This is a genomic window from Exiguobacterium sp. s26 (assembly GCF_018618235.1).
In the GTDB taxonomy this organism is placed as follows: domain Bacteria; phylum Bacillota; class Bacilli; order Exiguobacteriales; family Exiguobacteriaceae; genus Exiguobacterium; species Exiguobacterium chiriqhucha.
The window spans coordinates 72,536-84,716 of record NZ_JACSLS010000003.1; the positions used below are offsets into that span (position 1 = coordinate 72,536).

Genomic DNA, 12,181 nt, shown 5'->3' on the forward strand with positions numbered 1-12,181 from the left:
CAAGTAGAAATGATTACGATTTATCACACGAGAGAAGGGTAGCTTATGACGACATCCGTCGTAAAATTAAATCATGTTTCCTATCATTACGATGGGACCGCCGCGCTACAGGACGTGTCCATCGATATTAAACAAGGCGACTTTGTCGCTGTCGTCGGGGAGAACGGGTCCGGCAAATCGACCTTGATTCGGACGATTCTCGGATTGTTATCGCCGCAAACCGGATCAGTCGAACTGTTCGGCCGTCCCCAAGGACAGTTCAAAGACAAGTCTCGTATCAGTTACGTTTCCCAAAAAGCCGCGTCGTTTAACTCAGGATTTCCGGTGACGGTCGAGGAAGTCGTCGCTATGGGCCGTTATGGACGCCTCGGTCTGTTCAAACGGTTGAATATCGAAGACAAGGCGGCCATTCAAAATGCACTCGAGACGGTCAATATGTGGCAGTTTCGACATCGGAAAATCGGCAGCCTGTCCGGCGGCCAGCAACAGCGCGTCTTTATCGCTCGAGCAATCGTCAACCAACCGGACTTGCTCATCTTGGATGAACCGACGGTCGGGGTCGACCAAAAACATTTGCGTGATTTTTATGAGGTGCTCCATCTGTTGCGTGAGCACACGTCATGTACGTTCATTCTCGTCACCCATGACTTGAACGTCGTCACCGACCTCGTCACGAAAGTCGTCCATCTCGATCACGGGCGTATGGCCTGCAACTGTGGATTAAAAGAATATAGTGAACTCGGCGAATTGACGGCGATTAAACCGTATCCGGTCAAAGTGCTCGTCCATGAAGGTACGTCATGATCACGGATCTGTTCACGTACAGCTTTTTACGTTATGCGTTCATCGCAGCCGTCGTCATTGGTTTCACTGCGCCGCTCATCGGCTCGTTCGTCGTCGTCAGACGGATGAGTTTGATTGCCGACGCGTTATCCCACATGACGCTTGCCGGAATCTCGTTCAGTCTGTTCCTCGGACAGTATATTCTGCTGTTCAGCGACTTGAACCCGCTTTACTTGGGGACGCTCGTCTCCGTGCTCGCCGCGCTCGGCCTCAATTGGCTCCGCGGAAAATACGTCCATTTCCAAGAGTTGTCGATTCCGATCATGATGTCGGCCGGGATGGGACTCAGTGCGATCTTCATCTCATTGTCGCGCGGGTTTTCCATCGATTTGTCGACGCTCCTGTTCGGGTCAATCTCAGCGGTCAGTCTATCAGACATCTGGATGATTTTGGCGGTGGCGGGTTTCACGTTGCTCGTCATCATCGTGTTCTATAAACAGCTGTTGTTCTTGTCGTTCGATGAAGAACAGGCGAAAGTGTCGGGCCTGCCGAGTACGATGCTCCACGTGCTGTTCATGTTCGTCGTCGCGCTCGTCATCGCCGTCAGCATGCGCATCGTCGGCACACTGCTCGTCTCGAGTCTGATCACATTACCGGTCGCGGCTGCGCTCCGGTTCACGAGCAGCTTCAAGCAAACGATTCTCTGGTCAATCGTGTTCGGAGAAGTCGCGACGATTGGCGGACTCATCCTCGCCTATGAGCTCGATGTCGCCCCGGGTGGTGTCATCGTTCTGCTCGCCGTTATGATTTTAGCCGTCGTCATGCTGGCTGAACGACTCGGACTCGCTCGGAAGAAGGAGGTTCGTTATGAAGGAAACTGAACAATTGACCCGCCTGCAATCGTCGTCGCTCAAAGTGACACCGAAACGGATTGAGATGTTTGCCTTTCTCGCGGCGGAAGAGCGTTACGTCAGTGCCAAGGACGTGCTCGACTATATGCGCGCGAAACATCCGACGATGAGTTTTGACACCGTGTACCGCAACTTGAAGTCATTCGCTGAGGAAGGATTGCTCGAAGCGACCGAATTGAATGGAGAGAAGGCGTTCCGCGTCACGTGCGGGTCGAATCATCATCATCACCATTTGATTTGCCGCGGTTGCGGTAAGACGAAGCTGCTCGAGCTCTGCCCGATGCGCTATGTCGAGACGCTCGATCCTGATTTTGAGGTCGTCGATCATAAATTCGAGATTTACGGGTATTGTAAACAATGTAAGTGACAAGAAGGGATTGTGGATGCAATCCCTTTTTTGTCGAATCAAGAGAGGGGGAGTCGAGATGATTTACACCGCAGCCGAAATCAAACAAGCCGATGCGACGGCGCTCCGGCAAGGGATGCCGGCCGACGTGTTAATGGAACGGGCAGCATCAGCCGTGGCGGCCCGTCTGACCTTCCGGCCACGCTCGTCGGTGCTCGTCATCTGCGGCGCCGGCAATAACGGTGGGGACGGCTGGGTCGTGGCTCGAGAATCGGCACAGCGAGGGTGTGACGTCTTTGTCTATGCCCCATTTGGCGAACCGAAGTCTTCGGAAGGGGAACGGCATGCGGCGTATGCGCGCCGTTTCGTCACCATCGTCGAGGAGCCCCGAGACGCCGATTATGTCGTCGACGCCTTGTTTGGGGTCGGATTCCGTGGTCCGGTCACCGGAAAGGCGAGGGACGTCATCACTTGGATGCGTGAACAGTCGGCGCCGGTCATGGCGATCGATGTGCCGTCCGGTGTCCCGAGTGATGAGGCGTCAGAATTTGACGGACATGCGGTTAAGGCAGATACGACGTTTTCGCTACACGGCTATAAGCGGAGTGCCTTTTTAACTCAGACGGCCCCATATTATGGGACGGTCGAGATGGTCGATATCGGACTGTCACACAAGTCCGAATGGCGTGTGTTGATCGAGTCAGACTTTGATCGGGGGTTGCTCGAGCGCGACCCGTACGGTCATAAGAATCGATATGGTCATGGATGTTTGATTGGCGGGAGCCGTCATTTGATTGGAGCCCCGTTCTTGGCGGCCCGGGCGGCGTTACGGACTGGCATTGGCTTACTGGACTTGGCCATCCCATCGGAGGCGCACATCATGGCATCGAGTTTACCGGAGGCGATGTATTATGGCATCGATGAATTACCGGACAAAACGTATGCGGCTACGGCGATTGGGCCAGGTCTCGTCGACGATGAACGGTCGGACCGTTTATGGCAAACCGTCAGTCGTCAATCGAAACCGCTGATCGTCGATGCGGGCGCCTTGACGACGGAACATCTCGCAGCGGAAGGTCCTCTCACGTTGACGCCGCACCCGGGAGAGTTCGCTCGCTTGACGGGACGGTCCGTCGCCGAGATTGAAGCGGACCGGTTCCGTATCGCGTCAGACTTCGCACGGCAACATGGGATTCACCTCATCTTGAAAGGGACGCATACGCTGATTGTCAAACCAGACGGGACGGGGGCGGTCAATACGATTCAAGCCGCGGCGCTCTCGAAAGGAGGGAGCGGCGACGTGTTGACCGGAATGTTGCTCGCGCTCTGGGCGCGGACGGACCGAATCGACACCGAGTCTTCCCCGAACGAACAAGCCGTCCTATGGCACGCCTTGGCGGCACAAGCCGCGAGTCGGCAGATGCATCCGGCGAGTGTCCTCGCAACAGACGTCATCGAAGCGATCGGACGCATATAAAAAAGCCCCGTATACAGTGGATATTCTTATCCACGTATATGGGGCTTTTTTTAAATGGTGATAGACTTGGTCGTCTCGAAGCGATTGACGATGTGGAGCGCCTCGTTCCAAGATGTGATCCGCTTCACGCCATCCGGTAACGGTTTGCGATTATACGGCGCGTCGAACAATAGGACCGGGATGGTCGTCTGTTCATGGATCGAGATCGCGTTCTCATAACGGTCCTCCATGAATAGGTCGAGTTCGAGCTGTTTGACGACGCCGACCTTGTCATGGCTCCCTGTCATGATGAGCGAGTCGAGTGGGAGTTCATGCTGCCGAATCCACTCCTCGGTGACGGCGCGGACGGCTTCGCTGCGGGCCGTGACGTAATGGAGACGGTGTGCTTTTCGCATGTGCCAAAGGACGTCGTTCACTTCAGAGTGGGGAAGTGAGCGACGATAAATCGCTTCCTCGTGGCCTTGCTCAATCATGAAGCGCCAAAACGCTTCTTGCGTCATATCGGTATACGTATGCAACTCGTATTCGGTCGCTTGATGATAATCGATGGCGTACCCGAGTGCGTCGTTCATATAGTGAAAACAACTTTGCGGATCCGTGACGGTTCCGTCGAGGTCTATTCCAATGTGCATCTTCGTCCCTCCTTGCTCATAACCCTTATTGTACCAAAAGCCCGCTCGGTTGCAACCGAGCGGGCGAAGGATTAGTTAGATTGGTTGGCGAGTTCTTGCTCCTCGAGTTCGCGAGCGGCAAGTTTCTCGGCGACAATGGCGTCGATTTCTTTCTTCAACTCTTCGACCATCGTGGCTTCAGGCACTTTACGGATGATTTTCCCGTGACGGAAGAGCAGGCCTTCGTTGCGGGCACCGGCGATGCCGATATCGGCTTCACGTGCTTCACCCGGTCCGTTGACCGCACAGCCGAGCACAGCGACCTTGATGTTGACGTTAATGTTTTGGATATACTCTTCCACTTCTTTCGCAATCGAAATCAAGTCGATTTCGATGCGTCCACATGTCGGGCATGAGATGAGCGTCGCCGCGTTGGCCGCGAGACCGAACGATTTGAGCACTTCTTTGGCGACTTTGATTTCTTCGACCGGGTCGTCAGATAGTGAGACACGGACCGTCGAACCGATACCGAGCGAAAGGATTGCCCCGAGGCCGGCAGCAGACTTGAGTGATCCCGAGAAGAGCGGGCCTGATTCCGTGATTCCGACGTGGAGCGGGTAATCGAACGTCTTGGCTGCGAGCGTATACGCTTCGAGGGCCAAGTTTACATCAGATGCCTTAAGCGAGATGATTGTGTTATAGAAACCGAGGTCTTCTAAGATTTTGACGTGGTGCATGGCACTCTCGACCATTCCTTGAGCCGTCGGATAACCGTACTTTTCAAGGAATTGCTTTTCGAGTGAGCCGGCGTTGACACCGATGCGAATCGGGATGCCTTTTGCTTTAGCGGCGTTGACGACCGCTTCGACTTTCTCGCGACGACCGATGTTACCCGGGTTGATTCGAATCTTATCGACACCGCTCTCGATGGCTTTGAGCGCCAATTTGTAGTCGAAGTGAATATCGACGACGAGCGGGATATTGATGCGGCTCTTAATCTCAGCGAGGGCATCGGCAGCGCGCTCATCCGGACAAGCGACGCGGACGACTTGGCAGCCTGCTTCTTCAAGACGCAATATTTCGGCGACGGTCGCTTCGACGTCATGTGTTTTCGTTGTCGTCATCGACTGGATGACGACCTCATTCGATCCCCCAATGATGAGGTTGCCGACACGAATCGGACGGGTTAATGAACGATGCAGAATTTCTGACATATACGTAATCTCCTTCTTTTGGAAAGGTTCCAATCGATTTAAGATGAGTGGTTTCCTTATTATCATAACGAAATGTTTGTGAAAAAGCACCCGGCAAGCGCTTGCGAGATGTGCTCTTACGAAACGCTAACGTTATCTTAACAGATGCTTCATAATTTTCCACCGTCTGAAGACCGATATATTCAATGAAATGACGTGTGAAGAGGTGGAATGAAGGATGTTGAAGCGATTTAAACGATTGAAGAGGATGAAGCGTCGAAACGAGTGGACGATGGCAAGTCGGTTGACTTGGACGTTGATGCCAATCATGCTCATATCATTTTCAATTGTATTCGGTTGGTTCGCCATGAAAGCCGAACAGTTGATGACCGACGAAATCGAAAAACGGTTGCATCGAGAAGCGACTGTGATGCGGGAGACAATCAAGACGACGTATGGGGCGTATGTCGCGAACGAAAAGATGTTAACCCGTTCTTTAAAGTCGACGTACATGCAACAGGCTTCGATCCTAGCTACAGACGGACTCGAAGCGAGTCAGTATTTGGTGACCAATGATAATATCGAAAAATTGAGCGGGAAAAAAGTTGAAGACCGGTTTAGCAATCGCCTAGATGAGATTTTAGTGGAAGACGTGAGTGTCAGTGATCAACATGATGAGTTTATCGTTACGACGCCGATTCCTGAACTTCAGGCTCATTACGTCATTGTTGTGACGAAACAGTCGGTACTCGGTTCGATGTGGGCACTACAAGAAATCGTCTTCGTTGGCCTGATCAGTATGCTCGTGTTCATGATTGGCTTGTTTGCCGTCATGATTCGTCGTGAGGTCAAGCCGTTGACGCAGTTTGCCGAACGATTGCGTGAGTCGGTGGCGACGCGCTCATTCACAGCAGTTACATTAGACGCCAACTCAATTGAAATGCGAAGTCTAGAGCAGGCATACAATACGTTAATTGGATTATGGACGCGCTCGCTCGTGACGATGACCGAGACGTCAACAGCATTCGAATCAAGCTTGCCGCTGTTCAGAAGACAACTGGAGGCGAATGAACAGCAAATCGTGGGCTTTAAGGAAGTAGCGGCCACGGTCGCGCTGACGAGTCAGTCTTACCAGTCGTTCACGACCGAGTCGACCCATCGGTTTACCGATATCGCTGCCCACGTTCGTTCATTCGAAAAAGATATCGCTGCAATCGATCAACGGACAGAGTTACTAAATCGAACGATTGCGTCAGAAATGGAATCGTTCTCGAGCGTCAAAGGAGCGAGTGAATCGTTTGCCATCAAAGCGGCAGCGGTCCAGCAACGATTATTAGACAGCGAGGCGACATCAGAGCGAGCGGATGATGCGCTAAAGAAAATCCTTTCTGTCGCGGCTGCGACAAAAATGTTAGCGCTCAACGCCTCGATTGAAGCAGCACGTGCCGGTGAACATGGTAAAGGATTTGCCGTTGTCGCCAGCGAGGTCGGACAGTTGGCGAAAGTGACGAACGAATCGACGTTATCCGCTGTGGCTACGATTGAAGCCATTCGGCAAGAACGAAGCGAAGTGTTCATGGAAATGGAACGCTTCGAATCCGACATTAAATCATTAGGGGCGGGATTGCGTAATGTCGAAGCGGGGATCGAGAAAATTGATCATGAGGTCACAAAACAAATGAGCCAATTCCAAGCGATCACGGAACAGACATCGCTGACCGGACAGCAGTTGCTTGAAATGGCGGAAGCGAATGGTCAATTGACCGAAATCGGAATGATGCTCGAGCAAAAACTGCATGACTTACAAGACGGTGTCGAAGAATGGACGGATACACAACGAGCTTTACAAACGGCAGGAACCCATCTCGGCAATCAAAGCGAACGTCTTCACGACGTCTTGCATGATTTGGCACCACTCCAATAAACAAGGCCGGACGAGCGCATAGAAGCGTTCATCCGGCCTTGTTTTATGATGTTCGTTTAATCGGGATTAGCGATAATGGAACGACTACATAAATAAATAATAGTAGAATCCCGAACCACGACGCGGACGGCGAAACGTGATACAGGACGACGAGACTGACTGTCGGAATGAGCGACATCGCGACCGCATACGGCCAAGCTTGGCGATACGGCCACATCTTCTTCGTACGCCATTTCGTGACGAGTTGGACGAGGAGGGCACTGAGGGCGACGAGTCCCATATAGAAGAAGAAAATCGCGAACGCATGTAAGAACAACCACATCGGCCAAAAGAAATTTGGTTGTAACACGATGTAATCGAGTGCCGTGACGGTCAACGTCAACACTAAACTCGCCATCATATAGGCGTGGAGTGGGGCCAAGCGGAGACGTAACGCCTGCTTGGACGGGTAAAGGCTATGGCGGATAAACTGAATCGTTGTCTTGAACATAAATGGAACTCCAATCTGTTATAGTACAAAACTAGAAAAACAAACAAAAATCATACAGTGGTTTAATAAAACCTTAACATTAAACCTGTTTACATCGAATGGGTGATGCGGGCATAATGAGTAGGGCATTAAAAACCAAGCAAACACAACTAATTCACAATCAAAAGGAGTACAAAAATCGTGGAATACAATTTGCAAGAAATGTTATTCATGTTTTTTGGAGGATTAGGGATCTTCCTCTTCGGTATCAAATCGATGGGAGACGGCCTCCAAAAGTCAGCAGGTAACCGCCTGCGTGACATCCTTGATAAGTATACATCGAATCCGTTCCTCGGAGTACTAGCTGGTATCATTGTAACAGTCTTGATTCAGTCATCGTCAGGTACGACTGTCATCACGGTCGGTCTTGTCAGCGCCGGGTTCATGACGCTCCGTCAAGCAATCGGGGTCATCATGGGGGCGAACATCGGGACGACAGTGACCGCGTTCATCATCGGTTTCGATGTCGGCGCCTACGCGTTGCCGATTATCGCTATCGGTGCGATTCTTCTTTTCTTCTTTAAAAAAGAGAAATTGCAACATTTGGGTCAAATCTTCTTCGGTTTCGGGATGCTGTTTTACGGTCTTGAACTTATGGGAAGCGGCATGAAGCCGCTCCGTTCGAGCGAATACTTCATCGACTTGACGCAATCGATGAGTGACAACCCGTTCCTCGGTGTCGTCGTCGGTACGGTGTTTACCGTCATCGTTCAATCGTCATCAGCAACGATCGGGATTTTGCAAGAGTTGTATGCCGGTGGATCAATCGACTTGGACGCGGCACTTCCGGTCTTGTTCGGAGACAACATCGGGACAACGATTACAGCGGTACTCGCTTCAATCGGTGCTTCGGTAGCAGCCCGTCGTGCGGCAGCAGCCCACGTCATCTTTAACATTGTCGGGACGACGATCTTCATGATCTTGTTGATCCCGTTCACACAATATATTTACTGGATCACAGATATTTTAGCGATTGAAGACAAGATGCAAATCGCCTTCGCCCACGGGACGTTCAACGTCGTCAACACGTTCATCCAGTTCTGGTTCATCGGAACGATTGCTTGGATCGTGACGAAAATGGTTCCTGGTGAAGATTCAATCGTCGATACGAAAGCACAGCATTTGGATCCAATCTTCATCCAACAGTCACCATCGATCGCCGTCGAACAAGCGAAGTTTGAAGTCATCCGCATGGGCGACTTCGCAAAACTTGGACTTGATGAAGCGCGCAACTATATGACGACTGGCGATAAGAAACATGCCGAGAAGTCAGCGCACATTGAAGAGGCGCTCAACTCGCTTAACTCAAAAATCACAGATTACCTCGTGAAACTCGCTGCCGTTGATTTGACGGAGCAAGAATCACAAGAACATAAGACACTCATGCATGCCATCAACGATATCGAGCGAATCGGTGACCACGTCGAGAATATTATCGAATTGATCGATTATAAGACGGCGACACGTGTCACACTATCGACCGGTGCTCAGAAAGAGTTGACGGAAATGTACGATTTGACACGGGCCACGCTCGAGAAGTCACTTCAAACGTTGGCGAGCGGAGACATGGTCGAAGCGCGTCAAGTCATCGAGATGGAAGCGAAACTCGATATGCTGGAGCGTCAGTTCCGTAAAAATCACGTTGTCCGCTTGAATACAGGTGAGTGTGACGGCCAAGCCGGTATGTTCTTCGTCGATATGCTCTCGAACTTGGAGCGCATCGGTGATCACGCCATGAACATCACAGAAATCACGCTTGAAGATAGAAACGAAGCAACAGTCTAATCCAACGGTCCTTCCGGCTCATTTGAGACGGAGGGACTTTTTGGTTCAATGTGACTTTTGATTGACAGTGACGCGTTCATTCAGTATATTATTACTGTATAACAACGTGGCGGTGTAGCTCAGCTGGCTAGAGCGTACGGTTCATACCCGTGAGGTCGTGGGTTCGACTCCCTCCGCCGCTACCAATAAAGGACCCTTAGCTCAGCTGGTTAGAGCAGACGGCTCATAACCGTCCGGTCGTAGGTTCAAGTCCTACAGGGTCCATTTTGTGAACAGCTTTCTGATGAAAGCTGTTTTTTGTTTTCATTTTTAGTTTTCAAACTCGAAGTCCTGGGTAAATATCCGTTAGCATTTTGTTTTTTGAAAAATATGAAATGAGGCGAAGCGAGATGGAACGAAATCATACGATGATGCAATTTTTTGAATGGCACGTCCCGGCTGACCAGAAACATTGGAAGCGATTGAAAGAACGAGCTTCTGAATTGAAGGAAGTCGGAATTACCGCATTATGGTTGCCCCCTGTCACGAAAGGACAGAGCGACGAGGATACGGGATATGGCGTGTACGATTTGTATGATTTAGGGGAGTTTGACCAAAAAGGAACGGTCGCGACCAAATACGGAACAAAAGAGGAATTACTCGAGGCGACGAAGCATGCCCAAGAACTTGGAATGCAAGTCTATATGGATGTCGTCTTAAACCATAAAGCCGGGGCCGATGCGACCGAGAAGTTCGATGTGCTCGAAGTCGACCCGGAAGATCGCACGAAAGTGCTGTCAGAAGAGCCGTTCGAGATTGAAGGCTGGACCAAGTTTGATTTCGAAGGTCGAAACGACAAACACTCCTCTTTCAAATGGAACTTCCATCACTTTAACGGTACAGATTATGACGCTGCGAACGACCATAGCGGTATCTTCTTCATCCTCGGTGAAAACAAAAAATGGAACGACAACGTCGATGACGAGTTCGGTGTCTATGACTATTTGATGTTCGCCAATATCGATTATCACCACCCAGAAGTCCGTGAAGAAGTTCTTAGCTGGGGCAAGTGGTTTATCGAAGAGACGCAGTGCGACGGGTTCCGACTCGATGCCATCAAACACATCAACTATGATTTCGTTAAAGAGTTCAGCCAGAAAATGAAAGCTGAAAAAGGCGACAACTTCTACTTGGTCGGTGAGTTCTGGAAGTCAGAGCTCGATGCATGCCGTGAGTTCCTCGACAACATCGATTATCACGTCGATTTGTTCGACGTGCCGCTCCATTACAACTTGCAGCGTGCCTCGACAGAAGGAGAATCGTTCGATATGCGGACGATCTTTGACGATACGCTCGTCCAGTCCCACCCGCTCCACTCAGTGACGTTCGTCGATAACCACGATTCACAACCGGCGGAAGCACTCGAGTCATGGGTCGAAGATTGGTTCAAACAAATCGCCTACGGTTTAATCTTGCTTCGCCAAGACGGGTACCCTTGTGTGTTCTATGGGGACTACTACGGCATCAATGGACCGCACCCGGCCGATGGGAAGAAAGTGGCAATCGATCCGCTCCTTTATGCACGCCGGGAGAAAGCGTACGGTCAACAGGACGACTACTTCGATGACGAACACGTCATCGGTTGGGTCCGTCAAGGTGTCGAGGAGATCGAGCGTTCGGGTTGTGCTGTCCTCATCTCGAACAGTGAAGCAGCCGAGAAACAGATGTTCGTCGGCGAGCACCGTGCCGGCGAGAAATGGGTCGATTTGACACAGACCGTCGATGAGGTCGTTGAGATTGATGAAGACGGACATGGGGTATTTAAAGTAGAGGCAGGTTCGATTTCGGTTTGGGCGTTACCTGAACAAGACGTCGAGTGAAGCATTACAATTGAGTCGACCGTCACAAATCTGTTACATTTAAAACGAACGTTGTTCAAACCAATTTAAGGGGGATTTTAGTTATGGCTAAATTTGAATTACCACAACTTGATTACGCATACGATGCACTTGAACCACACATTGACGCACGCACGATGGAAATCCACCACACGAAACACCACAACACTTACGTCACGAACGTAAACAATGCACTCGAAGGAAAAGACGTGAACTACTCTTCACTCGAAGAGTTGCTTCAAAACCTCGATTCACTTCCTGCTGACATTCAAACAGCGGTCCGCAACAACGGTGGCGGTCACTGGAACCACTCATTCTTCTGGAAATTGTTGCAGAAGAACGAGAACGGTGCTCCGACGGGCGAACTCGCTTCTGCAATCGACGAAGCGTTCGGCAGCTTCGACGCGTTCAAAGAGGAGTTCACGAAAGCAGCGACAACACGCTTCGGCTCTGGTTGGGCTTGGCTCGTCGTGAAAAACGGCAAACTCGAAGTCACATCGACTCCAAACCAAGATTCACCGATCATGGAAGGCGTTCAGCCAATCCTCGGTCTCGATGTTTGGGAGCATGCGTACTACTTGAACTATCAAAACCGTCGTCCGGATTACATTCAAGCGTTCTTCCATGTCATCGACTGGGATTACGTCGCGAAGCTCTACGCAGACGCAAAATAATGACACTGTCCCGGGATTCGATTGAATCTCGGGATTTTTTCTACATTTCATTATTTTGTAAACAAATTATG

General features: G+C 50.8%; 11 protein-coding genes and 2 tRNA genes. 10 read left to right on the top strand and 3 right to left on the bottom strand.

Features of this window, described 5'->3' with window-relative positions; all coding sequences use genetic code 11:
- The first annotated feature begins 45 nt into the window (after nucleotides 1-45).
- The 4 genes from KNP82_RS05095 to KNP82_RS05110 are packed head-to-tail and all read left to right on the top strand — an operon-like array spanning nucleotide 46 to nucleotide 3,517.
- Nucleotides 46-804 carry a metal ABC transporter ATP-binding protein gene (locus KNP82_RS05095; RefSeq protein WP_021065711.1) on the top strand — a complete coding sequence of 253 codons (759 nt, stop codon included), beginning with the start codon at nucleotides 46-48 and terminating at the stop codon, nucleotides 802-804.
- Nucleotides 801-1,664, top strand: a complete 864-nt coding sequence (locus KNP82_RS05100; RefSeq protein ID WP_058763937.1) for a metal ABC transporter permease — start codon at nucleotides 801-803, stop codon at nucleotides 1,662-1,664. Before KNP82_RS05095 ends, KNP82_RS05100 begins: the two co-directional genes overlap by 4 nt.
- Nucleotides 1,651-2,061, top strand: coding sequence for a Fur family transcriptional regulator (locus KNP82_RS05105; protein WP_021065713.1), 411 nt, complete (start codon nucleotides 1,651-1,653; stop codon nucleotides 2,059-2,061). Before KNP82_RS05100 ends, KNP82_RS05105 begins: the two co-directional genes overlap by 14 nt.
- A gap of 58 nt (nucleotides 2,062-2,119) precedes the next feature.
- Entirely contained in the window at nucleotides 2,120-3,517 is a 1,398-nt protein-coding gene (locus KNP82_RS05110) for an NAD(P)H-hydrate dehydratase (protein ID WP_214756522.1), read from the top strand.
- 50 nt (nucleotides 3,518-3,567) lie between these two features.
- On the opposite strand, the gene KNP82_RS05115 is transcribed toward KNP82_RS05110, so the two are convergent.
- On the bottom strand, nucleotides 3,568-4,149 hold the full coding sequence (locus KNP82_RS05115; RefSeq protein ID WP_236355694.1) for a hypothetical protein: 582 nt from the start codon (nucleotides 4,147-4,149) through the stop codon (nucleotides 3,568-3,570).
- 71 nt (nucleotides 4,150-4,220) lie between these two features.
- Complete coding sequence (gene ispG, locus KNP82_RS05120) at nucleotides 4,221-5,342, bottom strand: flavodoxin-dependent (E)-4-hydroxy-3-methylbut-2-enyl-diphosphate synthase (RefSeq protein ID WP_021065716.1); 1,122 nt, start codon at nucleotides 5,340-5,342, stop codon at nucleotides 4,221-4,223.
- A 217-nt stretch (nucleotides 5,343-5,559) separates the two neighbouring features.
- Here ispG and KNP82_RS05125 point away from each other — a divergent pair, with 217 nt between their 5' ends.
- The gene (locus KNP82_RS05125; protein ID WP_214827254.1) at nucleotides 5,560-7,245 is read left to right on the top strand and encodes a methyl-accepting chemotaxis protein; all 1,686 of its coding nucleotides are present in this window, start codon (nucleotides 5,560-5,562) and stop codon (nucleotides 7,243-7,245) included.
- Nucleotides 7,246-7,288: 43 nt separating this feature from the next.
- Here the strand turns inward: KNP82_RS05125 and KNP82_RS05130 are convergent, their stop codons facing one another.
- Nucleotides 7,289-7,735 carry a hypothetical protein gene (locus tag KNP82_RS05130; RefSeq protein ID WP_251128648.1) on the bottom strand — a complete coding sequence of 149 codons (447 nt, stop codon included), beginning with the start codon at nucleotides 7,733-7,735 and terminating at the stop codon, nucleotides 7,289-7,291.
- 180 nt (nucleotides 7,736-7,915) lie between these two features.
- Here KNP82_RS05130 and KNP82_RS05135 point away from each other — a divergent pair, with 180 nt between their 5' ends.
- The 5 genes from KNP82_RS05135 (at nucleotide 7,916) to KNP82_RS05155 (ending at nucleotide 12,110) form a co-directional block, all read left to right on the top strand.
- Entirely contained in the window at nucleotides 7,916-9,559 is a 1,644-nt protein-coding gene (locus KNP82_RS05135) for a Na/Pi cotransporter family protein (RefSeq protein ID WP_058763927.1), read from the top strand.
- A 108-nt stretch (nucleotides 9,560-9,667) separates the two neighbouring features.
- Nucleotides 9,668-9,744 (top strand) — tRNA-Met (locus KNP82_RS05140).
- A 5-nt stretch (nucleotides 9,745-9,749) separates the two neighbouring features.
- A tRNA-Ile gene (locus KNP82_RS05145) sits at nucleotides 9,750-9,823 on the top strand.
- Between the two features lie 125 nt (nucleotides 9,824-9,948).
- The gene (locus KNP82_RS05150) at nucleotides 9,949-11,418 is read left to right on the top strand and encodes an alpha-amylase (RefSeq protein WP_214827257.1); all 1,470 of its coding nucleotides are present in this window, start codon (nucleotides 9,949-9,951) and stop codon (nucleotides 11,416-11,418) included.
- An 83-nt stretch (nucleotides 11,419-11,501) separates the two neighbouring features.
- Entirely contained in the window at nucleotides 11,502-12,110 is a 609-nt protein-coding gene (locus KNP82_RS05155) for a superoxide dismutase (protein ID WP_214827260.1), read from the top strand.
- Nucleotides 12,111-12,181: the final 71 nt, after the last annotated feature.

Bases quoted from the DNA above. Each gene is read 5' to 3' on its own strand.
- ispG (WP_021065716.1), bottom strand. From the start codon at position 5,342: ATGTCAGAAATTCTGCATCGTTCATTAACCCGTCCGATTCGTGTCGGC.
- KNP82_RS05115 (WP_236355694.1), bottom strand. From the start codon at position 4,149: ATGCACATTGGAATAGACCTCGACGGAACCGTCACGGATCCGCAAAGT.
- KNP82_RS05130 (WP_251128648.1), bottom strand. From the start codon at position 7,735: ATGTTCAAGACAACGATTCAGTTTATCCGCCATAGCCTTTACCCGTCC.
- KNP82_RS05150 (WP_214827257.1), top strand. From the start codon at position 9,949: ATGGAACGAAATCATACGATGATGCAATTTTTTGAATGGCACGTCCCG.
- KNP82_RS05155 (WP_214827260.1), top strand. From the start codon at position 11,502: ATGGCTAAATTTGAATTACCACAACTTGATTACGCATACGATGCACTT.
- KNP82_RS05110 (WP_214756522.1), top strand. From the start codon at position 2,120: ATGATTTACACCGCAGCCGAAATCAAACAAGCCGATGCGACGGCGCTC.
- KNP82_RS05125 (WP_214827254.1), top strand. From the start codon at position 5,560: ATGTTGAAGCGATTTAAACGATTGAAGAGGATGAAGCGTCGAAACGAG.
- KNP82_RS05095 (WP_021065711.1), top strand. From the start codon at position 46: ATGACGACATCCGTCGTAAAATTAAATCATGTTTCCTATCATTACGAT.
- KNP82_RS05105 (WP_021065713.1), top strand. From the start codon at position 1,651: ATGAAGGAAACTGAACAATTGACCCGCCTGCAATCGTCGTCGCTCAAA.
- KNP82_RS05100 (WP_058763937.1), top strand. From the start codon at position 801: ATGATCACGGATCTGTTCACGTACAGCTTTTTACGTTATGCGTTCATC.